Here is a 22,107-nt window from a genome sequence, read left to right as displayed (position 1 = left end):
ACAAGTAAACGGAGACATCAGGAGACATCATGACCATCAAGGTTGCCATCAACGGCTACGGGCGCATCGGGCGCAATGTACTGCGCGCCCACTATGAAGGCGGCAAGCGCCACGATATCGAGATCGTTGCCATCAACGACCTCGGCAACGCCGCCACCAATGCCCACCTGACGCAGTACGACACCGTCCACGGCCGTTTCCCGGGCGAGGTCTCGGTTGACGGCGATGCCTTCCGCGTCAACGGCGACCGCATCCGCGTGGTGGCGCAGCGCAATCCGGCCGAGCTGCCGTGGGCCGGGCTGGGCGTGGACGTGGTGATGGAGTGCACCGGGCTGTTCACCAGCAAGGAGAAGGCATCGGCCCACCTGAAGGCCGGCGCGAAGAAGGTGATCATCTCCGCCCCGGGCGGCAAGGACGTGGACGCCACCATCGTCTATGGCGTGAACCACGGCGTGCTGAAGGCGACCGACACGGTCATCTCCAACGCCTCGTGCACCACCAACTGCCTGGCGCCGCTGGTCAAGCCGCTGCACGAGAAGCTGGGCGTGGTGAAGGGGCTGATGACCACGGTGCACTCGTACACCAACGACCAGGTGCTGACCGACGTCTACCACGACGACCTGCGCCGCGCGCGCTCGGCCACCATGTCGATGATCCCGACCAAGACCGGCGCCGCCGCCGCCGTGGGACTGGTGCTGCCCGAGCTGGATGGCCGCCTGGACGGCTTTGCCGTGCGTGTCCCGACCATCAATGTGTCGCTGGTCGACCTGTCCTTCGTGGCGACGCGGCCGACCACCGTGGACGAGGTCAACGGCATCCTGAAGAGCGCCGCCGAGGCCGAGCTCAAGGGCATCCTGGACTACAACACCGCGCCGCTGGTCTCGGTGGACTTCAACCACAGCCCGGCCTCGTCCACCTTCGACGCCACGCTGACCAAGGTCAACGGCACGCTGGTCAAGGTCTCGGCCTGGTATGACAACGAATGGGGCTTCTCCAACCGCATGCTGGATACCGCGGTGGCGCTGGCCAACGCACGCTGAAGGGTGGCTACGATGAGCATTTTCCATGCTACGGACACGCAACCGAAACCCGCGGCGCCGCACACGCTGGCCGCATTGCTCGCCGCCGGCGGGCTGGCCGGCAAGCGGGTCTTTATCCGCGCCGATCTCAACGTCCCGCAGGACGATGCGGGACAGATCACCGACGATACCCGCATCCGTGCTTCCTTGCCCGCGATCGAGGCCTGCCTGCAGGCGGGGGCCGCGGTGATGGTCACCTCGCACCTGGGCCGTCCCGAGGAAGGCAAGCCGGACCCGCGCCACAGCCTGGCGCCGGTGGGCCGCCGCCTGTCGGAGCTGCTGGGCCGGCAGGTGCCGCTGCTGTCCGGCTGGACCGCGGGCTGCTTCCAGGTGCCGCCCGGACAGGTGGTGCTGCTGGAAAACTGCCGCGTGAACAAGGGCGAGAAGAAGAACAGCGACGAGCTGGCCCAGAAGATGGCCGCGCTGTGCGACATCTACGTCAACGATGCCTTCGGCACCGCGCATCGCGCCGAAGCCACTACCCATGGCATCGCCAGGTATGCGCCGGTCGCCTGCGCCGGCCCGCTGCTGGCCGCCGAGATCGACGCGCTGGGCAAGGCGCTGGGCCAGCCGGCGCGTCCGCTGGTGGCGATCGTGGCCGGCTCCAAGGTTTCGACCAAGCTGACCATCCTGAAGTCGCTGGCCGACAAGGTCGACAACCTGGTCGTCGGCGGCGGCATCGCCAACAGCTTCATGCTGGCCGCCGGCCTGAAGATCGGCAAGTCACTGGCGGAAGCCGAGCTGGTCGGCGATGCCAGGGCCATCATCGACATCATGGCCAGGCGCGGCGCCTCGGTGCCCATTCCCGTCGACGTGGTCTGCGCCAAGGAATTCAGCGCGACCGCCGCGGCCATCGTCAAGGATGTGAAGGATGTGGCCGACGACGACATGATCCTGGACATCGGCCCCCAAACCGCCGCGTTGCTGGCCGAGCAGTTGAAGGCCGCCGGTACCATCGTCTGGAACGGCCCGGTGGGCGTGTTCGAATTCGACCAGTTCGGCAACGGCACCAAGGTGCTGGCGCAGGCCATCGCCGAATCCAAGGCCTTCTCGATCGCCGGCGGCGGCGACACGCTGGCCGCCATCGCCAAGTACGGCATTGCCGACCGTGTCGGCTACATCTCCACCGGCGGCGGCGCGTTCCTGGAATTCCTGGAAGGCAGGAAGCTGCCCGCACTGGACGTGCTGGAGCAGCGCGCCGCCGGCTGACCCGTATTACCAAGCATCGACTAAAGGAGCTTCACCATGGCACTCATTTCCTTGCGACAGCTGCTGGACCACGCGGGAGAGTACGGCTACGGCGTGCCGGCATTCAACGTCAACAACCTGGAACAGATTCACGCCATCATGGAAGCGGCCGAGGAGACCGACAGCCCGGTCATCCTGCAGGCCTCGGCCGGCGCGCGCAAGTATGCCGGCGAGGCCTACCTGCGGCATATGGTGCTGGCCGCTGCCGAAACCCATCCGGACATCCCCATCGTGCTGCACCAGGACCACGGCTCCAGCCCGGCCGTGTGCCAGGCCTCGATCCGCTCCGGCTTCACCAGCGTGATGATGGACGGCTCGCTGCGCGAAGACATGAAGACGCCGTCGGACTACGACTACAACGTCGAGGTCACGCGGCGCGTGTGCGAGATGGCGCATGCGGTCGGCGTGTCGGTGGAAGGCGAACTCGGCTGCCTGGGCTCGCTCGAAACCGGGCAGGCCGGCGAAGAGGACGGCGTGGGCGCGGCAGGCACGCTGTCGCACGACATGATGCTGACCGACCCGGCGCAGGCGCGCGACTTTGTCGCACGCACCGGCGTGGATGCGCTGGCCATCGCCATCGGCACCAGCCACGGCGCCTACAAGTTCTCGCGCAAGCCCACCGGCGACATCCTGGCGATGGACCGCATCCGCGAGATCCACGAGCAGATCCCCGATACCCACCTGGTGATGCACGGCTCCAGCTCGGTGCCGCAGGAATGGCTGGAGATCATCCGCCAGTACGGCGGCGAGATCAAGGAGACCTACGGCGTGCCGGTCGAGGAAATCCTGCGTGGCATCAGGATGGGCGTGCGCAAGGTGAATATCGACACCGATATCCGCCTGGCCATGACCGGGGCGATCCGCAAGTCGCTGTCCGAGGACCGCAGCGAGTTTGATCCGCGCAAGGCCCTGCTGGCGGCCAAGAAAGGGGCCAAGGGCGTGGTGAAGCTGCGTTTCGAGGCCTTCGGCTGCGCCGGGCAGGCGTCGCGGATCAAGCCGGTGGGGATGGAAAGGATGGCGGGGCTCTACCGCTAGCGGCGCTCGCAGTACCACCACCCCGCCACGGCGATCCGGCTGCAGAGCCGCAAGCCGTCAGCAGCCCCATCACCCGTAGCGCGATTTTCATCGTCGCGACCCTTTCACCCGGCGCCGCGCACGCCGAAACCGTGCGGGCGTGGTGCGCGGATGTGGCCGCGCTGGTCCGTGCCGTAGGCAAGCGGGTCCAGGGCGGCAACCTTTCCTGTGTCTGCGGCTTCGGATCCGGGGCCTGGGACACGCTGTTCGGACAGCCACGGCCGGCCTCGCTGCATCCGTTCCGCGAATTCGGCAGCGGCGCGCGCCGCGCCATGGCCATGTGACAACATGCCGTTCGGGCAACCGGGCAAGGGCGAGTTCGGTACCTTCTTTATCGGCTACGCCCGCTCTCCCGCGCCGGTCGAGCAGATGCTCGAGAACATGTTCGTGGGGCGCCCGCCCGGCAACTATGACCGGCTGCTGGACTTCAGCGAGGCGGTCAGCGGCAACCTGTTCTTCGTGCCGCCTGCCTCGCTGCTGGAGGCGCTTGCCGAACGCCGCCCGGGAGGCGCCGATACCGGTGAGGCTCGGTAGTTCCGCGTGGCGGTCCGCGACGGCCCGCACGCCGGTCGCTTGCGCAATCGCACCGAGGCGCCAATGCTTGTTGTTATACCCCCTCCCGGAGCAACGCCATGGACACAGCAAGCGAACTGCAAGCCACCGTCGACGCCATGGTGCAGGGCGCCAAAGGCCTGCTGGCCGCCGACGAAAGCGGGCCGACCATCGCCAAGCGGTTCGACCGCATCGGTGTGGAATCCAGCGAGGAGAGCCGCCGGGCGTGGCGCAACCTGCTCCTGTCCACGCCGGGCCTGGGCGAGTTCATCAGCGGCGTGATCCTGTACGAGGAGACCCTGGGCCAGCGGGCCGACGATGGCACGCCGCTGCCCGAACTGGCCGCGCGCCAGGGCATCGTGCCCGGCATCAAGGTCGACAAGGGCAAGCTCGCGCTGGCGCACGCACCCGGGGACGAAATCACCGAAGGCCTCGACGGGCTGGCAAAACGGCTTGCCGGCTATCGCCAGCAGGGCGCGCGCTTTGCCAAATGGCGTGCCGTCTACAACGTGTCCGACAAGCTGCCGGGCCGGCTTGCCATTCACGCCAACGCCGAGGCGCTGGCGCGCTATGCCGCGATCTGCCAGGAGGCAGGGATCGTGCCCATCGTCGAACCCGAGGTGCTGATGGATGGCGCGCACAGCATGGCGCGCTGTGCGGAAGTCACCGAAGCCGTGCTGCATGAGGTGTTCGACGCCTTGCAGCGGCATGCGGTGGTGTTCGAGCACATGCTGCTGAAACCCAGCATGGTGCTTCCAGGCAAGGATGCGGGGCAGGCGGCACCGGCAGAGGTTGCCACGCAGACCGTACAGGTGCTCAGGCGCACCGTGCCCGCCGCGGTGCCGGGTATTTTTTTCCTGTCCGGCGGCCAGACGCCCGCCGAAGCCACCGCCAATCTCGATGCGATGAACCGGCTCGGCCCGTTGCCCTGGCGGCTCAGCTTCTCCTATGGGCGCGCCTTGCAGGAGCCGCCATTGCTGGCGTGGCGCGGGGAGCCGGCCAACGCCGCGCTGGCGCAACGGGCGCTGCTGCAGCGCTCGCGGCTCAACGCCATGGCGTGCCTGGGGCAATACGAAGCGGCGATGGAGAACGCCGCGGCCTGATCAACGCGCAAGATGCCGGCGGGCGTGCTCTTCTATCGCTGAATCGCCGGCGGCCTGCCGCGCCGTTTGCAGGTCCTTCCCGATTCGATTGAAAGAACTTCCGGTCGCCGGCCCGGGTGCGCGTGTGACGCGCGCATCCGGCAAACACCCGGCCCTCCGCTTCGGCAATACGGAACATATTTCACGCTCCACATCCGTCTCATCACCTGCGTGCTGGCATGCCGAATGCAGACGCAGGCACCGAGGATTATCCCGCCGGGGCCGAGGTCCCGGCGGCGCTATCCCGTCCCAGGAGACCCCGTGGAGAAGACAAATGTCAACCGACTTGCAAAGCAGAGTTTTGCCAGTGACCTTCAAACTGGCTCCCGTCCTCGTTGCGACCGTGGCCGGCCTTGTGCTGAGTGCCTGCGGCGGCGGTGACGGTGACAACGATCATCCCCCGCCGGTAAAGACCCCGGTATCGTGCCAGAACTTGCCGGGCAAGACCGTCCCCGCGAGCAGCATCGGCCTGCCTACCAAGGGCGCAACGGTTGCCGAGACCGACATGGTGCCGGCCACCGGCGGCGGGCAGCTGGGCACTGGCGCGTATTGCAAGGTAACGGGGACCATCGCGCCCGTCGATCCGACGGCGCCACCGATCCGGTTCGAGATAAACATGCCCGCCAGCTGGAACCAGAAGGTGGTGATGTTCGGCGGCGGCGGCTATGACGGGACCATTCCCAACACGGCAGGCAATGTGCCGGCCGGACCGACTGACCAGCCCTCGCCACTGGCGCGCGGCTATGCCACCTTCGCCAGCGATTCCGGCCACCAGGCGGGTGCGCTCGGCAGCCGCGACGGCTCGTTCGGCGTCAATGACGAGGCGCTGCGCAACTATGCCAGCGACGCGCTGAAGAAGACGCGCGACGTGGCGATCGCGCTGATCCAGATGCACTACCAGGCCGATGGCCCGAAGAAGGCCTACTTTGCCGGCGGATCGACCGGCGGCCGCGAAGCGCTGGCCGTGGTGCAGCGCTGGCCGCAGGACTGGGATGGCGCCATCGTGCTCTATCCCGCCTGGAATGCCGCCAGCCTGGACCTGCAGTTCGGCCGCATCACCCGCGCGCTGGCCGCGCCGGGCGCCTACCCGAACCAGCCCAAGCGCAAGGTGCTATACGACGCCGCCATTGCCGCGTGCGACGACCTCGACGGCGTCAAGGACGGCCTGATCAGCAATGTCGCCGCCTGCAATGCCAGCTTCGACCCATCCACGGCCATGCTCAACGGCCAGCCGGTCCGCTGCGCCAACGGCGCCGACGCCGGGGACACGTGCCTGTCCGACGCGCAGATCAACGCGCTGAAGGTGTACAACTCGCAAATCGTGTTCGGCTATGCGCTGGGCAGCGGCGAGACGCAGTATCCGGGCTTCAACGTCTGGGGCGCCGACCTCGGCTTGGCCGGCAACGCATCCGTCCAGCCGACAGTCATTGCCCTGGCGCTCAACATCGATGCCCCGGTCAATCCGATGCCCGCTACCGCGCCGTACATGAGCGTGTTCTGGGACCAGTGGGTGCGCTACTTCGTCACGCGCGATCCGACCTTCAACTCGCTGACGCTCGACCCGCAGAACCCGGGGCCCTGGCAGGACCGCATCAGCCAGCTTGCCGGGCTGCAGGACATCAACAAGACCGACCTGTCCGCGTTCATGAACAAGGGCGGCAAGATCCTGATGGCGCACGGCAAGTCCGATGCGCTGGTCAGCACGCGCGCGACCGAGGACTACTTCACGCGCGTACAGGGAACGATGGGCGCGGGCAATGTCGCCAACTTCATGCGTTACTACGAAATCCCGGGCTACGGACACTCGATAAGCTCGGTGTTCAATGCTTCGTGGGACTCGCTGACGGCGCTTGAGAAGTGGGTCGAGCAGGGCACCGCGCCGGCTTCGCTGACGGTGACCGACACGGTCGGCGTGCCGGGCCGCACGCGGCCGCTGTGCGAATACCCGAGCTGGCCGAAGTACAACGGCGCCGGCGATGTGAACCTGGCATCGAGCTTTACCTGCGCGACGCAATAATGCGGAGGCAGGCGTAGGAAAAAGGGGCGAGCCCGCGCGGCTCGCTTCTTTTTGCTTGCTTGCGCTTTTACTTGCTCTTTTACTTGCCTGCCTTACCCGGCACGACGCATGGACTGCGCGAGTTCGCCGAATCCCCGCGCTTGCAGCGATTCCGCGGCACCCAGCCGGTCGCGCGCTTCCCGGTTCTGGCTCAGCTTGACCTTGCCCTGCAGCGCAGTGACGGCGATCTCGATGCCGACGATATGGCGCAGCATGCCGTCGATGAATTCGGGCGTGGAGTCGCCCATCTTCCACGGCCTGGGCTCGTCCGCTTCGTGCCGGCGCGTCAGGCGCGCGACGATGCGCCGGACGAAGCGTTCGTCGTCATGCACGGTGAGCGTGCCGTGCGCGTGCACCACCTCGTAGTTCCAGGTCGGCACCAGGCGGTGCGTCTCGTGCTTGCTCGGGTACCAGTTTGGCGAGATGTAGGCCTCGGCGCCGCGAAAGACGACCATCACCGGCGTGCCGGAAGGGCAGCGCTGCCAGACCGGGTTGGCACGCGCCACGTGGGCGCTGAGCACGCCGTGCGAGCCCGCGTCGGCGTCGAACTCGAACGGAATGTGGTCGGCATCCAGCGTGCCGCTTGCCTGGGTGACCAGCATGCCGAGCGGGTGCGCGCGAATGATGCGCGCAAGTTCTTCTGGGCGGGTTTCTGCGAAGTGGGCGGGGATGTACATGGGGCGAACGGGTGTCCTGGCGTCGTAGATACTGTCTCCTGTAACTGGCACAATCGGAAGGTCCAGTTTTCAGGATTTTTTATGGGCCAGTTTCCCCGACCCAACGGCCCGCGGCCGGGCGCCAGCGGCGCGGGACGCCGCATCTACGACCTGCTGCGCGGCCAGATCTCGGACGGCGTGCTGCCGCCGGGCGCGCCCGCACCGTCCACGCGGGCGCTGGCAGCCGAGCTGGGGGTATCCCGCACCACGGTCACCGCGGCCTATGAGCAGTTGGCGGCCGAAGGCTTTCTCGTCACGTCGGCGGGGCGCGCGGCGCGGGTTGCCAATGCGCTGACGGCGCCGGCGCCTGCCAGCGCGGCCGGGACGCCGCGCCTTGCCTCCCGTTTGCCGCTGTCCCGCTTTGCACGCCGGCTGGCGGACATCGGCATGCCGGCATTCCCCGACGCGGAACCGCTTCGTTTCGACTTCCGCTATGGCGCGGTGGCGTCGCGGGATTTCCCTACGCTGGCGTGGCGGCGCGCCTATCAGGCCGAACTGCTGCGTCAGCAGGACGGCCTTTACTATGCGGCGCCGGAGGGCGACCCTGCGCTGCGCCGCGCCCTGCAGGGCTATCTGCGGCGGGCCCGCGGGCTTGCCTGCGAGCCCGCGCAAATCGTGGTGGTGAACGGCTCGCAACAGGCCATCGACCTGTGCGCGCGGCTGCTGCTGGATGCCGGCGACGCCTTCGCCTTTGAAGATCCCGGCTACCTGATGGCCCGGTGCTGCTTCGCGGCGACCGGCGCCACCTGTCTGCCCACGCCCGCGGACGAACACGGACTGGATACCGCCAGCCTGCCGCAGCACGAGCGCGTCCGCCTGGCATACGTGACGCCATCGCACCAGTTCCCGCTGGGTGGCGTGCTGCCGGTCGGCCGGCGCATGGAATTGCTGCAATGGGCACAGCGCCACGATGCCTGGATCGTCGAAGACGACTACGACGGCGAGTTCCGCTACGGCCAGCGCCCGATCGACACGCTGCAGTCGATCGACACCGACGGACGCGTGATCTACGTCGGCACCCTCTCCAAGGCATTGTCGCCGCAACTGCGGCTCGGCTACCTGGTGCTCCCTGCCGAACTGGTGCCGGTGTTCCGGCAGGCCAAGCGGCTGGCCGACCGCCATGCGCCGGTGCTGGAGCAGCGCGCGCTGGCCGCGCTGATCGAGAGCGGCGCCTACGAACGCCATGTGCGGCGCATGCGCCGGGAGAACGAGCGCCGCCGTGCGGCGTTGCTGGATGGCATTGCCCGCTACCTGCCCGCGGATGCCGAGGTCAGCGGCACGGCGGCCGGCCTGCATGTGGTGCTGTGGCTGCCGTCGCTGCGCCCGCGGGACGAAGCGGCGCTGGCGGCTGCCGCGCGGGAGCAGGACGTGGGCGTTTATCCGTTGTCGCCGCTGTTTGCCTTGCCGCCGTCGCCAGGACCCACACGACCGGCCGGGCTGGTGCTGGGCTATGCCAGCCTGACGACCCGGCAGATTGAGGAAGGCATGCGCATCCTGGGCGCGGTCATCGCGGCTATGGCCGCGTGAACCCTATGCTGCGGTGCTATCGGATCGCGTCTATGCCGGTGTGCTCGAAGGCGCGGAGAACCGATCCCGGCGTCGACAAGCCTAACAGGGAGCAACCGCAGGAGGCTAGCATGTTGCACGTCACTTACCCCAACGAAAGCGCCGAGTACCGCAAGGCGCGGAACGCACTGCTTGAAGAGGAAATTGCGTTGCGAAGGCATATCGAGGCCGTCGCGGCGCAGCGCCGCGCGCTGCCGCCAGGCGGCGAAGTGCCGCAGGACTACGTGTTCGAGCGGATCGGCGCGAACGGCATGCCCGAAACGGTCGCAATGTCCGGGCTGTTCGGCCCGCATCCCACCCTGGTCCTGTACAGCTTCATGTACGGCCCGGACCGCGATACGCCATGCCCGATGTGCACGCTCTTGCTCGACTCCGTCAACGGCGCGGCCAGGCATGTCGGCCAGCGTGCTGCGCTCTATATCGTCGCCAAGTCGCCCATCGCGCGGCTGGTCGCGTGGGCGCGCGAACGGGGATGGGCGCATCTTCAGTTCCTCTCGACCGCGGGCAACAGCTACGACGCCGACTATTTCGGAGACTCAACGAAACTGCCGGCGCAGATCCGGGCGTTGAGCGGCGGGAAGCCCGGCGAGGAATGGGACGACACCGCATTCAACGTATTCCGTCTCGACCACGGCAAGGTCCGCCACTTCTGGGGCAGCGACCTTACCTGGGCACCGGCGGACGTTGGCACGGATCATCGATCCGGCGACGCCGTCAGTGCGCTCTGGGGCCTGCTCGACATGACGCCCGAGGGGCGTGGGCAGTTCATGCCGAAGCTTGCCTACTAACGCCCCGCGCGCGACCAGTCCTTCGTCGCAGGATGCGCTGACAGCGCAGGCCATTGCGACGGCCTGCGCTGCCATCACTTCTCCTGCATCCTGGCCGCCTTGACGATCTCGCCCAGCCGCTTCCGTTCCGCATTGACGAACTTCACGAAATCCGCACGCGTGCCGCCGATCGGCTCGATGCCGACGGCCTTCAGCTTGGCGGAGGCGTCGGGATCTTTCATGGCCTTGTCGACCGCCGCGGCGACCTTGTCGAGAATGGCGTTGGGCGTGCCCTTGGGCGCGTGGACACCGGCCCAGTGGGCGATCTGCAAATCCGGAAAACCCTGCTCGACCGCGGTGGAGAGCTGCGGGTAGGCCGAGATGCGCTGCGTCCAGGTCGTGGCCAGCGCCTTGAACTTGCCTTCGTGCAGGATGTGCGGCAGCGCGATGATGCTGGCCTCGGAGGTGCCCTCCACCTGGCCGCCCAGCACTGCCGTGGTGCTCTCCGACCCGCTCTTGTACGGCACCGGCTGCAGCTTCGCGCCGTACTTTACGTTCAGGATCTCGGCGACAAAGTGGGGCGTGCTGCCGGTTCCCGCGGTGGCGAAGTTGAAGCCGGTGCCTTTCTTCGAGGCCTCGACAAAGTCGCGCAAGTCCTTGTAGGGCGCGTTCTTCGGCACGACGATCACCGACGGCGCGAGGCCGATCATGGCGACCGGCACCAGGTCGTCGTCCTTGAACGGCATCGACTTCTTGATCATGCTGTTGGAAATGACACCGGCGGCGCTGATCAGGAAGGTGTAGCCATCGGGCTTGCTCTTGGCCACCACGTCCGCGCCGACGGTGCCACCGGCGCCCGGGCGGTTCTCGACCAGTACGGTCTGCCCCAGCTCCTTGGAAGCGCCCTCGGCCGCGGCGCGCGCCATCAGGTCATTGGCGCCGCCAGCGGCGAAAGGCACGACAAAGCGGATGGGTTTGTTCGGCCACTGCCCTTGTGCCGAGGCCGGCGTAGCGGCAATCAGGCTTGCCGTGGCCAGCAGGCCCAAGGCGAATCGATATTTCGTGGTCAAGGCTTGTCTCCGTGTGTGGATCAGGGAATCGGCTCGTCAGCGTATGTCTTTTGTGCCGGTAATCCTATATTCACCCGGGGACTGCCCGCAACGACCTGATCTGAGCCGACGCCCGCCTCAGCGCCGACGCAGGCCGCCAGCCTTGTGCTTCCTGGCCGTACGCAGCGCCAGTCCCGCCAGCACCGCGACGACCGCCAGGATGCCGGCGGCGATGAAGAAGGGCAGGGGCCGGTCGATCGCCAGGCTCTCGCCCGCGACGACGATGCCAATCGCATAGCCCGCTTCGGCGATGGCGATGGCGGCCAGGAACTTCGCGAAGGGGTAGCGCATCGTGCCAAAAAGATAGCCGGGAATTTCGGACGGCACCGCGATGCAGAACAGCAGCACCGCCCAGAATCTGATGCGCTTCGATACGTAGTCCTGGTACTTCGCCAGCTTGTCCGCATAACCGCTGCGGGCAAGCAACGGATAGGCGAGACGGCCGATGCCGTAGGCGGCAACCGCGCCCAGCACCCAGCCGCCCCAGAGCAGAAGAACGGTGAGGGGCTTGCCAAACACGGCGCTGGCCGGCGGCACCAGGACCACGCTCGAGGCGAAAGCGACCATGGCAGATACGGCGGAGAACAGGAAGAAAACCAGCGCGCCAGCCCCGGGATGCTGTTCCATCGTTGCCTGGGCCCAGGCGATGGCCTGGTCGGCAAAGCCCTTGACGGGCGGGGACAGCACGGCCAGGGCGATCAGCGCCGCCACGGTGCCGACTGCAGACCAGAACCAGATGGTGCGCCGATTGGCAGACAATTTGCTCAGCATATAAAAATTAGAACCGCGGGCAGGGCCGAAGTTTCGATGCGAGGGCACGGTGGATCACGACGGGGGGCGCCGTGCGCGCGGCCACTGGCGGCAATTTCGAGTTTTAGCTCGCGGCACAAACTGCAAGAGATTGACGGCTCATTGCCCCGCTAGAGACATACGAGCCCCGACGTAGTTGTCTCCTCTCTGAAACGTTCTTTCCGGTTTGCGCTGGCCGGCAATTCTTCCACCGCAAAATTTCCGAACAGAATCAAGACGCTAGCCCGGTTGGCACCGATCTCGCTTAGCCATTTGAATCAATTCGCTATTCCGGGGAGATGCCGGGCGTGGGCCGGCGATGCCGGCACGCGCTCAAGTTGGCAGTGAAGCTACCGCCCGAAGGCAGTATTGGAGGGCGCAGCCGAGACCAGGGATGTCGTCCCGCGCGCTTCCCTGTCTTGCGACGCTGCGGGTGCACCGCATGTCCAGGGCATAGCCAAATGCGCCACGGAAATCAGAGAAGGAGGGCGCCACCAGTACCTTGGTTGAAACAGCTTTTCAAGGGCTGGGGGCACTGCTGGCTGCAGTCCTCCCGGCTGTTTCCTGCATTGATGGCTTCAAAGGTGGTCGTATGGCAAATCGTCGTAAGGCCCTGTCACTGGCGCTGACAGGCACATGCTCGTTCTGGCTTATCGCCGCGCCGGCCGGTACCGCTGCGGCGGTGGAGGCATGCCCTGCCGCGGGTGCGACGGTATGTGGGGTAAACAGCGGTCTGATTCCCGTGCACAAGGATTTCATCCACACCTCGCTGATATGGAATAAGAAGTACGCGGAATGCCCGAAAATGCTGATCTGGATGCGGCCATCTGAGTACAAGCCGAAGCACTATCTGAATCCGCCGGTGCAGGGTGGTGGCTTCCCGGGATTCAACCAGAAGTACATCGAACTGGTACAGGGCGGTTTCGGGCTCGGACAACTCGACGAAAGCGGCTGGTCGCGCTACAGCTCCGACCTCGAACGTGAAAACACCCAGATCGTGGATATCTGTGGACTGCAGTCCCTGATCGATACCGGCATATTCACCAAGACGGCTATCGCCGACCTGACCAGCGCGGACATCAGCCATACCGATCCGTTCTTTTCGGACGCAGGCTTTTCCAGGGGACTGGGATATAACCTGTTCTGCAATGGCCACGTGGCTGGCATCGATGGCCGCATCTATGTAGTCGGGTTGCATGACAAGGGCGGCAACAATGGCGGCAGGAAGGTCAATATATTCGACCCCAAGACCGAGCAATGGGTATTCAGGCCCACGCCCTGCGTCAGGTCAGGCTTTGAATCGGATCCGACCGGCACCTTGTCGCATTGCAATCCCCTCGATGAGAACAACACCGACCCGCCGCTCCCCTCGGACCTGAAGTACCAGCGGTGGTACCCCACCGCCGTGACCCTGCCCGACGGGAAGATCCTGGTGCTGTCCGGCTCGGACCAGGATACCAGCGTGGGGGCGGGCAACGCGAGCGCCACCAAGGTACGGCAGGCGGTACCCGAGGTGTACGACCCCAAGACGGACACGACGGTGGCGCTGGAGAGCGCGCGCAAGCTGTTGCCAATGTATCCGCGCGCCTTTGTGGTCCAGACCGGCCCTGGCGAGAAGGACTGGAAGGTCGCGGTGACATCCGAAGTCGTGCCGCCCCTGCCCGGGGAAACGGGCGGCCTCAACATCCGCGGATATGACCCGTTCTTCTACAGCGGCAAGACCTACCTGTTCGATGTCCAGGCAGCGCTGGCCGATCCGCTGATCGCCACGCCGGCGCAAAACCATTGGCAATATGTCGATACCGCGCAGAATGCCCACGACAGTGGTGCCGGGGCCATCATGGTAACGATCAACGCGGATGGCACGTGGTCGCAAAACGTGTTCCTGTTCGGCGGATCGAATGGCGGCAACACACCGGGATCGGCGGTTGCGGAAACCATCAACTTCTCCAGCGCGACGCCAAAATGGACGTCCCTTAGCAACCTGGCCCAGCCGGTCTCCCAGAACAATGTGGTCGTGCTGCCGGACGGGAAGCTGCTGGTCGTTGGTGGTGCCGAGGGCGACGTCAACAGCCTCGTCTACCAGCTGTACAATCCGGCCGACGGCAGCAGGACCGACGTGGCCACTTCGCCGGTGCCACGGCATGACCATTCCACTGCGCTGCTGATGCCAAATGGCGGTGTATGGGTGATGGGCGGCAACCGGGTCAACCTGATACCGGGATCGCCGCAGACGCAGGCGCAGCGTGACGCCGCCGTACCGGTCATCGAGTTCTACAAGCCGCCGTATTTCTTCAAGGGCGCGAAGCCGGTCATCACCCAAAGTCCCAACAGCATCCACTACGGCAACAGCTTCAAGCTCGACGTCTCCGGTACTGAGGTCGAGTCGGTGGCGCTGGTTCGTACCGGTCCGATCACGCACAACTGGACCTGGGGAAACCGGTACGTGAAGCTGCCGGTGCGGCTTCACAACGACGGCAAGCTGGAGGTCACCGCGCCGCCGCTGCCAGGGCTGGCGATTGCCGGCGACTACGTGCTCTACGCCGTTGGCAAGAACGGGACCGTCAGCGAAGGGCGGCATGTGCTGCTGAAGTCCAAGGGGGAACCTGCGAACGATTAGACATTGGCAGGTATTGACCGCCGGACCCGTCCGGGCCCTTCGTTCGCGAAGCGGCCCCCGACGGGCACGCGGATTTGTTCCATGGCGTTTCTATTCCTGTTCCCGCCGGTGCCTGTATTCCCGGTCAATGCGCACCTAAACTGAGCCTGACAGGAGAAGGCCGAAGACTGCGCTGCCGCCATTCAGGCCAGCCGCACGGCACTCCCGATTCACAGCACACCCGACCAGACTGGAATACATGATGTCCGTACATGAACGACTTTCGGCGCGCGGACTGGCGCTGCCGCGGCCCCCGCAACCACTGGGCAGCTATACCGCCGTCAGCCAGGCGGGAGACCTGCTCTTCATCTCCGGCCAGTTGCCATTGCAGGACGGCAAGGTGGCCTGGCAAGGCCAGGTCGGCAAGGACCTGACGGTCGGGCAGGGCAAGCTGGCCGCCGAACTCGCGGCTCTCAACGTGCTGGCGCAGATCGATGACTGCCTGGGTGGCTTCGAGCGCCTGGACCATATCGTTCGCGTCGACGGCCACATTGCCAGCGCGCCGGGCTGGTTCGACCAGCCCGCGGTCCTCGACGGGGCTTCGGACCTGTTCCGCGATGTGCTGGGGGACAAGGCCGGCCATGCACGGACCATTTCCGCGCATTTCCAGCAGCCCGCCAATGCAGCGGTGATCCTCGTGGTGATTGCGCAGCTCAAGCCTGCGTGAGCGCTCCGCGTGGAGATTTACGCGGAAAACTTCTCCACCAGGAAGTCGACGAAGACGCGCACGCGGCGCGTCACGTGCCGCGCCGACGGGTAGAGCAGCACGAACGGCCGCGTACTGCCGCTGAATTCCTGCAAGACTTCCACCAGCGTGCCGTCGCGCAGGTCCTGTTCCACCACGAAGCGATAGGTCTGGAACAGGCCCGCTCCGGCGCGGACCAGCGTGGCCCCGCCGAGGATGTCTTCGGTCGCCGCATAGCCGCCGGTGGTGACGATATCGGTGTCTTCGCCATTGACGCGGAAGGTCCAGGGAATGCGCCGGCCGCTGCTGGGGCGTTCGAACTGGATGCATTCATGCCTGAGCAGGTCTTCCAGTGACCGGGGCGTGCCGGCGCGCTGCAGGTAGGCGGGCGTTGCCACGACCACCAGCTCGGCATCCTCCAGCTTGCGCGCAATCAGGTTCGAGTCGTCCGGCGCGCGGCCGCGCACCGACAGGTCATAGGTGTCGTCCGCGAAATCGACGTTGCGGTTGCTGATATGCACGTCGACCTCGACTTCCGGGTACTGCGCCCGGAACGCCGGCAGGACCGGCAGCACGCGGTAGTGGGCATAGGGCGTCGGCAGGCTGATCCGCAAGCGGCCCGCGGGCGCTGCGCGCTGGCCGCTGACCTGCCGCTCCGCATCCAATAGCTGCGCCAGCGCGCCCCGGCTTTGCTCGAAGTACAGCCGGCCTTCGTCGGTCAGGCGGATCTGCCGCGTGGTGCGCACGAACAGGCGTACCCCCAGCCGTTCTTCCAGCCGCTGCACGGTGCGGCTGACTGCAGGCGGCGTCACGCCGGCCGCGACCGCGGCGGCGGTGAAGCTGCCCAGTTCGGCGGCCAGGCAGAACAGCTCGATGCTGCCGAGCTGGAGGTCATCGAATTGCCTTTTCATCGGGTCGGATCAGGCGGTGCATCGGGTGGCGGGAAGCGGTGTTCCCATCATATGTGGGCCTTTGCCAGAAGTCGATGGCGGCCGTCTAGCGGGCGGAAAAGCGGCCGGGAGTCGACGTTTCGCCGCCTTGGCAACGGTGCTTCCTGGGCCATTTGTTCCGCGCGTGCATAACTGTTTGTTCCGCCGAGGTCTTCGAACCACGGGACGGTTCTCCTAGATTTGAGCCCATCGGAGCCGTCGGCCCGATCGGCTCGAAGGACCTGAAGGACCCGAAGGCCGAATCAACTGACATCGAGGTAAGAAAATGAGTGCAGCACAGAAGGTTGTCGTCATCACCGGCGCATCGCAGGGCATCGGCGCGGAACTGGTCAAGGCATTCCGCGAGCGCGGCCATCGCGTGGTCGCCACCGCGCGCAGCATCAAGCCGTCGGACGACGCGGACATCCTGGCCGTTCCCGGCGATATCGCCGACCCCGCAACGGCGCGCCGCGTCATCGCCGAAGCCGTGGCGAAGTTCGGCCGCATCGATACGCTGGTCAACAATGCCGGCATCTTCGTCGCCAAGCCGTTCACCAGCTATACCGACGAGGACTATGCCACTGTCACGGGTATCAACCTGACGGGCTTCTTCCATATCACGCAGCTGGCCATTGCCGAAATGGAGAAGCAGCGCAGCGGCCATGTGGTCAGCATCACCACCAGCCTGGTCGACCATGCCATCAGCGGCGTGCCGTCGGTGCTGGCCTCGCTGACCAAGGGCGGGCTGAGCGCGGCGACGAAATCGCTGGCGATCGAGTATGCGAAGACCGGCATCCGCGCCAACGCGGTGTCGCCCGGCATCATCAAGTCGCCGATGCACCCGAAGGAAACGCATGAGGCGCTGGGCGCGCTGCATCCGGTGGGGCATATGGGCGAGATGCGCGATATCGTCGACGCCGTGCTGTACCTTGACCGCGCGCCGTTCGTGACGGGCGAGATCCTGCATGTCGACGGCGGCCAGAGCGCCGGGCACTGAGTCTCCTGCCCGCAAGGGATCGACGGCGCGACGGGGCAGTTGCCCTGTCGCGCCGTTTTGCGTTGAGCCACCGGTGCTAGCCGTCCTGAACCAGCTTGAACGCGGCACGGCACGCGGCGGCCCATTCGCGGGCCAGCGCGCTGCGCTGTGCAAGCCCGATTGCCAACGCCTGGTCCATGCTCGCCGCAAGTTTCTCTACGGGTACGGCCGCCGGCGCGCCGGCCGCGCCCCAGGCCGAGGCGAACGCAACCTGCTTGCTGGCTTCGGGCGGTTGCCCGGGCCGCAGCAGGCCCAGCCTCGGCAAGCCAAAGGCGCCTGCGACAATGCCGCCGTGCAGGCTGCTGCCGATGAAGCCCTGGCTGTGCGCGACCAACGCGCAGATGTCCCACAGGTCGAGCGAGCCAAAGAGCGCGACGTGCGCGCTGCGCAGCCGTGCGGCAAGGCGTTGGTAGCAAGCCAGGTCGTCATGCCATGGCGCGGCGCCGGCGCGGAACAGCACCACGCCCAGGTGCCTGTCCCGGGCGACGCGCTCGAGTTGGGAGGCCAGCTGTGCCAGGGTTTCGTCGTCGCCAAAATCGGCGCTGCACTGCACCGCCAGGTATCCGCCCGGGAAACCCGACCCGATGCGGGCGCATTCGCCATGGCCGGCGCGCCGGCGGATGCGATCGCCGAACAGTTCAGCCACCAGCACCGCCGGATCCGGCTCCAGGCGGCAATCGATGCCGTTCGCGGCGAGCACGGCCCGGGTTTGCCGGTCCCTGACGCCGACACTGGTGGCGGCGCCGAGCTTGGCCACCACTTCGGCCCGCATGCCGGACTCGACCGATCCCAGGTCAATGCCACCGGCGGCGTGGACAATGACGCGCCTGACATTGGCAAACAAAGTGGCAGGCAACAGGTAGGGAGCAAGGTCCGGCACGCCCAGTTGCCGCCGCGCCCACGCCGTGCGCTCGCGCGGATGGCTATCGAGCCGCGCTACCACTGCGCCGGCCTCGTCAGGCGGCAGCAGCATCACGGCGGCTTCCCACGGCGAGCACGTCAGGATTTCGCCGCCCACGTGGATGACCTCGACGGCGGCGTCGCCCACGGTGGCGGACAGATGCGCCAGCGCGCGGACCCGGTGGCCGCCATGGCGCCTCAGGTCGCGCCCGGCAAGACCTCCGAAATAGAGTTTGTCACTGGTGCTGTGCTGGCCGATCATGCGCCGCACCACATGCGCGAGCAGCAGGTCGCCGAAATTGTGGCGGTCGAAGGCGCCGAACAGGATCGTGAAGGTCGCGGCGCCTGCCTGTTCCCGCGGCCCGGACGCTGGCATGGCATCAACGGGCGGCCACGGCCTGCATGTCCGCGCTGTCGAAGCCTTCCGTCAGCCCGGCCCGGATGCCCGCCAGCAACTGGATGGCCGCTTGCTCCTTGCCTTGCTGCCGCCATAGCTGCGCCAGGTCCAGCGCGGCCCGCAATTCCAGCGACCTGGCATGCTGGTGGCGAGCCACTTCCATCGCCTTGTCGAAACACGCTTGCGCTTCGGTGTCGCCTTCAGGCCGCCCCTCGGCAGCCGACCGTTGCCGTACCAGCTCGCCGTTCAGGCGGTGCCATTCCGCGTCGCAATAGTGCTCCCCGGTCTGGTCCACCGCGTCCTTCGCCACGGCAAGCGCGTCCAGCCCCGCCTGCCATTGTCCCTGGCGTCCGTAGGCGTGTGCCAGCAGGCAGTGGAAGTGCGAATTCCCCAGGACCGCACCGGTCGCATGATAGGCGTCCAGCCCTTCATGCATCAGCGCGATGCCTGCCTGCTGCTGCCCCTGTTCCGTTAGCGCCCAACCGCGAAGGATGGTGGTCCACGCGCGCCACAGCGGGAAACCCTGCTCGGTCGACAGCGTGATGGCGGCATCGGCGTATTCCTGCGTGAGTTGGGGCTCGCGGCGGAACTGGTGCAGTTCCGCGGCCTGGCACAGGGCATGCGCCAAACTGAAGGGATGGGATATCTGCCGCGCCAGCGCAAGCCCGTCCTGCGCGCACTGGAGGGCCTGGTCCGGATAGCCAAGCGTCCAGAGCACGAGTGCTGACGCCGACAGGGCGCGCACTTCGGGATCCACGCCATGGACATTCAGGTGGGTGAGATGCGGTCCTGCGCCATAGAGCGCGAGGGCAGCGCGCAGATGGGTATGCGCGATGCCGAACCTGCCCAGGTAATACGCGCTCATCCCAAGCGCGACATGCGCTTCTCCCGACAGCTCCGGATCGTTGGTTCGCCCCGCCAGCCGCAGCAGTTGCTTGCCCAGCCGGTAAGCCTTCGCATGCTCCGCCCGCAGCGAGAAATAGGTACGCAGCCCGACCAGCGTCGGGAACAGCTGTAGCGTGTCGCCGCCCTGGCCGCACAAGGCCAGCGCGCGGCTGTAGGTGGCCTCGACCTCGGCGGCGGCAAAGCCCCGGGCGGCGATCAGTGCCGGCCCGATGGCCAGCCGCAGCGCGAGCTCCTGGTGTGCGCGTTCGGGGGTGTCCGGCTGGCGGCCGAGCAATTCCAGGGCGGCATTCAGGTGGCTGATCGCCTCGTGGTAGGCCGAGCGCTGGATGGCCTGCTGTCCCGTGTACTGCAGGTATTCCACCGCCTTCGGGTCGTTGCCGCTGAGGCTGTAATGCCGCGCCAGTTCGCCGTAGTGGTCCTTCAGCTGGTTCTGGAACAGGGCCTCGATCGCCTGGGCGGTGCGCTGGTGCAGCGCGGTGCGCTGCTCCGTCAGCAGGCTGTTGCCGGCCACTTCCTGGGTCAGCGCATGCTTGAAGGTGTATTCGGTGTCGGGAAAGGCCGGCCGCTCGTAGATAAATTCCCCCGCCTGCAGCTGGGCGAGCAGCGGGCGCAACTGCTCATCGGGTTGCGCGACCACCCGCTGGATCAGGCTGAGCGTAAACTCTTTCCCGATCACGGCGAGGGTTTGCAGCAAGTCCTTCTCGGCACGGGACAGCCGGTCGATGCGGGCGGCAAGCACGCCCTGTACCGTGGTCGGGATATGGAGCGCCGTGGGCGTCTTCTCGATGCGGTAGTGGCCGGGCTCGCCAAGCAGCGCCTTTTCCTCGCACAAGGTTTGCACCACTTCTTCCATGAAGAAGGGATTGCCTTCGGTCTTTGCCAGGATCAGGCGCTTGAGGTCCGCCAGCGCCGGATCGTCGCCGAGGAGCGCGGTGAGCAGTTGCCCGGCTTCCGCCAGGCCCAGCGGGTCTAGCCGCAGCGGCGTGTAGCAGTCAAGATGGCTCCAGCCATGCTGGTACTCGGGCCGGTAGTTCAGCAGCAGCAGGATCCTGGCGTTGGCAAGGCGGTCGACGAGTACATCCAGGAAGGCTTCGGTCTCGCTGTCCAGCCATTGCAGGTCCTCGAACAGCAGCACCAGCGGCTGGTTGCGGCTCTCGCGCGCCAGCAGGGTGGTGATCGCCTCGAAGGTGCGCTGGCGCCGGATCAGCGGATCCATGTTCGGCAACGCCGAGCCCGGCTCGCTGATGCCCAGCAGGTGCAACAGGTATGGCAGCACGTCTTCCAGTCCCCGGTCGAGCATCACCACGCGGCCCGCCACCTTTTCGCGGGCCTTCCGTTCGTCGTCGTGAGCCTCGATCTGGAAATAGTTCTTCACCAGCTCGATCAGCGGGAGGTAGGCAAAGGCCTTGCCGTGGGACACCGAGAACGTCTCCAGCTTCAGGCAGCTGCCCGGCGAACGCGCCTTGAATTCATGGAACAGCCGCGATTTGCCGACTCCGGCCTCGCCGACCACCGCAACGATCTGCCCCTGACCCGCCGCGGATCGCTGCAGTGCCTGGTGCAACGTCTCCAGCTCCAGGCCGCGCCCGACGAAGCACGCCAGGCCCCGATGCGCCGACACCTGCAAGCGTGTACGCAGCGGCCCGATGCCGGTCAGCTCGTAGACGGCCAGCGGCATGGGAATGCCCTTGACCTGCGCAACGCCCAGCGGCTTGAAGGCGAAATACCCTTCGGCAAGCCGCTGCGTGGATTCGCTGACGAAGATCGACGAGAGCGCCGCCATGGTTTCCATCCGCGACGCGATGTGGATGGTGTGGCCGACCGGATCGTAGTCCGTGTGCAGATCGTCCTTGCGGATCGAGCGCACCACCACTTCGCCGGTGTGGATGCCGACCCGGATCTGCAGCGAGATGCCTTGCTCCAGCCTGAGCCTGTCGCTGTGGCGCTGCATTGCCTTCTGCATGCGCAGCGCGGCGTAGAGCGCACGCTGGGGGTGGTCCTCGTGCGCGATCGGTGCGCCGAACAGCGCCAGGATGCCGTCGCCCAATGACTTGGCAACGTAGCCCTCGTAGTAGTGCACCGCCTCCATCATCAGGTCGATCACCGGCGTGATCAGCCGGTGGGCGTCCTCTGGATCCAGGTCGTGGATCAGCGCGGTCGAGCCGGCCATGTCCGCAAACAGCACGGTGATGGTCTTGCGCTCGCCGGCGGGCTCGCCGCGGGCTTCCAGCGCCGCCTGCTCGCTGCGGATGCGCTCGGCGAGGTGGGGTGGCGTATAGGACACCGGGGACACCGGCGAGACCGGCGCGGTGGACGCGGCGGGTGCCGGTTCCCCACAAGGCTCGCCGCATGCACTGCAGAAGCGCGCCGCCGGCGCCAGGGCTTGGCCGCAACTGCGGCACTGGCGGACGAGGGCGCTGCCGCACTGCTGGCAAAAGTTGGCACCCGCGGTGTTATCGCATCCGCACTTTGTGCACTGCGCCATGGGGCCTCCTTG

At 66.6% G+C, this 22,107-nt stretch carries 16 protein-coding genes and 1 pseudogene; 11 read left to right on the top strand and 6 right to left on the bottom strand.

Annotated features, from left to right (window positions below; genetic code table 11):
• The first annotated feature begins 29 nt into the window (after nucleotides 1–29).
• The 6 genes and pseudogenes from gap to E0W60_RS01200 all read left to right on the top strand — a co-directional run bounded on the left by gap (nucleotide 30) and on the right by E0W60_RS01200 (nucleotide 7,112).
• Nucleotides 30–1,040 (top strand): type I glyceraldehyde-3-phosphate dehydrogenase, encoded by a 1,011-nt coding sequence (gene gap, locus E0W60_RS01225; RefSeq protein WP_135702748.1) that lies wholly within the window; start codon nucleotides 30–32, stop codon nucleotides 1,038–1,040.
• Between the two features lie 12 nt (nucleotides 1,041–1,052).
• Nucleotides 1,053–2,288 (top strand): phosphoglycerate kinase, encoded by a 1,236-nt coding sequence (locus E0W60_RS01220; protein ID WP_240745799.1) that lies wholly within the window; start codon nucleotides 1,053–1,055, stop codon nucleotides 2,286–2,288.
• Between the two features lie 36 nt (nucleotides 2,289–2,324).
• Nucleotides 2,325–3,362, top strand: coding sequence for a class II fructose-bisphosphate aldolase (fba, locus tag E0W60_RS01215; protein ID WP_133094601.1), 1,038 nt, complete (start codon nucleotides 2,325–2,327; stop codon nucleotides 3,360–3,362).
• Between the two features lie 68 nt (nucleotides 3,363–3,430).
• A pseudogene (locus E0W60_RS01210) lies at nucleotides 3,431–3,899 on the top strand (Dyp-type peroxidase); the annotation flags it as partial.
• Between the two features lie 134 nt (nucleotides 3,900–4,033).
• The gene (locus tag E0W60_RS01205) at nucleotides 4,034–5,056 is read left to right on the top strand and encodes a class I fructose-bisphosphate aldolase (RefSeq protein ID WP_135702747.1); all 1,023 of its coding nucleotides are present in this window, start codon (nucleotides 4,034–4,036) and stop codon (nucleotides 5,054–5,056) included.
• A gap of 313 nt (nucleotides 5,057–5,369) precedes the next feature.
• Complete coding sequence (locus E0W60_RS01200) at nucleotides 5,370–7,112, top strand: tannase/feruloyl esterase family alpha/beta hydrolase (RefSeq protein WP_135702746.1); 1,743 nt, start codon at nucleotides 5,370–5,372, stop codon at nucleotides 7,110–7,112.
• 92 nt (nucleotides 7,113–7,204) lie between these two features.
• Here E0W60_RS01200 and E0W60_RS01195 read toward each other — a convergent pair whose 3' ends face one another.
• Entirely contained in the window at nucleotides 7,205–7,828 is a 624-nt protein-coding gene (locus E0W60_RS01195) for an FMN-binding negative transcriptional regulator (RefSeq protein WP_135702745.1), read from the bottom strand.
• Between the two features lie 81 nt (nucleotides 7,829–7,909).
• Here E0W60_RS01195 and E0W60_RS01190 point away from each other — a divergent pair, with 81 nt between their 5' ends.
• Together E0W60_RS01190 and E0W60_RS01185 are read left to right on the top strand one after the other, a co-directional pair.
• Nucleotides 7,910–9,394 carry a PLP-dependent aminotransferase family protein gene (locus E0W60_RS01190; RefSeq protein WP_135702744.1) on the top strand — a complete coding sequence of 495 codons (1,485 nt, stop codon included), beginning with the start codon at nucleotides 7,910–7,912 and terminating at the stop codon, nucleotides 9,392–9,394.
• A 110-nt stretch (nucleotides 9,395–9,504) separates the two neighbouring features.
• A complete protein-coding gene (locus E0W60_RS01185; RefSeq protein ID WP_135702743.1) occupies nucleotides 9,505–10,221 on the top strand; it encodes a DUF899 family protein in 717 nt (238 codons plus the stop codon).
• Nucleotides 10,222–10,295: 74 nt separating this feature from the next.
• Here the strand turns inward: E0W60_RS01185 and E0W60_RS01180 are convergent, their stop codons facing one another.
• Both E0W60_RS01180 and E0W60_RS01175 read right to left on the bottom strand, forming a co-directional pair.
• Nucleotides 10,296–11,246, bottom strand: coding sequence for a Bug family tripartite tricarboxylate transporter substrate binding protein (locus E0W60_RS01180; protein WP_240745854.1), 951 nt, complete (start codon nucleotides 11,244–11,246; stop codon nucleotides 10,296–10,298).
• A 141-nt stretch (nucleotides 11,247–11,387) separates the two neighbouring features.
• Nucleotides 11,388–12,020: a TVP38/TMEM64 family protein gene (locus E0W60_RS01175; protein WP_240745798.1), complete on the bottom strand. Its 633-nt coding sequence runs from the start codon at nucleotides 12,018–12,020 to the stop codon at nucleotides 11,388–11,390.
• Nucleotides 12,021–12,600: 580 nt separating this feature from the next.
• On the opposite strand from E0W60_RS01175, the gene E0W60_RS01170 reads away from it, so the two are divergent.
• Together E0W60_RS01170 and E0W60_RS01165 are read left to right on the top strand one after the other, a co-directional pair.
• Nucleotides 12,601–14,718: a kelch motif-containing protein gene (locus E0W60_RS01170; protein ID WP_135702740.1), complete on the top strand. Its 2,118-nt coding sequence runs from the start codon at nucleotides 12,601–12,603 to the stop codon at nucleotides 14,716–14,718.
• A 241-nt stretch (nucleotides 14,719–14,959) separates the two neighbouring features.
• Nucleotides 14,960–15,424 (top strand): RidA family protein, encoded by a 465-nt coding sequence (locus tag E0W60_RS01165; RefSeq protein ID WP_135703942.1) that lies wholly within the window; start codon nucleotides 14,960–14,962, stop codon nucleotides 15,422–15,424.
• Nucleotides 15,425–15,441: 17 nt separating this feature from the next.
• Here the strand turns inward: E0W60_RS01165 and E0W60_RS01160 are convergent, their stop codons facing one another.
• Complete coding sequence (locus tag E0W60_RS01160) at nucleotides 15,442–16,353, bottom strand: LysR family transcriptional regulator (RefSeq protein ID WP_135702739.1); 912 nt, start codon at nucleotides 16,351–16,353, stop codon at nucleotides 15,442–15,444.
• Between the two features lie 304 nt (nucleotides 16,354–16,657).
• On the opposite strand from E0W60_RS01160, the gene E0W60_RS01155 reads away from it, so the two are divergent.
• A complete protein-coding gene (locus E0W60_RS01155; protein WP_135702738.1) occupies nucleotides 16,658–17,368 on the top strand; it encodes an SDR family NAD(P)-dependent oxidoreductase in 711 nt (236 codons plus the stop codon).
• A 76-nt stretch (nucleotides 17,369–17,444) separates the two neighbouring features.
• On the opposite strand, the gene E0W60_RS01150 is transcribed toward E0W60_RS01155, so the two are convergent.
• Nucleotides 17,445–18,683 carry a polysaccharide pyruvyl transferase family protein gene (locus tag E0W60_RS01150; protein ID WP_135702737.1) on the bottom strand — a complete coding sequence of 413 codons (1,239 nt, stop codon included), beginning with the start codon at nucleotides 18,681–18,683 and terminating at the stop codon, nucleotides 17,445–17,447.
• Nucleotides 18,684–18,687: 4 nt separating this feature from the next.
• The gene (locus tag E0W60_RS01145; RefSeq protein WP_135702736.1) at nucleotides 18,688–22,095 is read right to left on the bottom strand and encodes an adenylate/guanylate cyclase domain-containing protein; all 3,408 of its coding nucleotides are present in this window, start codon (nucleotides 22,093–22,095) and stop codon (nucleotides 18,688–18,690) included.
• Nucleotides 22,096–22,107: the final 12 nt, after the last annotated feature.

It is taken from the genome of Cupriavidus oxalaticus, from assembly GCF_004768545.1.
GTDB lineage: Bacteria > Pseudomonadota > Gammaproteobacteria > Burkholderiales > Burkholderiaceae > Cupriavidus > Cupriavidus oxalaticus_A.
Note: the sequence above shows the minus strand (reverse complement) of the source record. Positions and strands in the feature narration are given on the sequence as shown.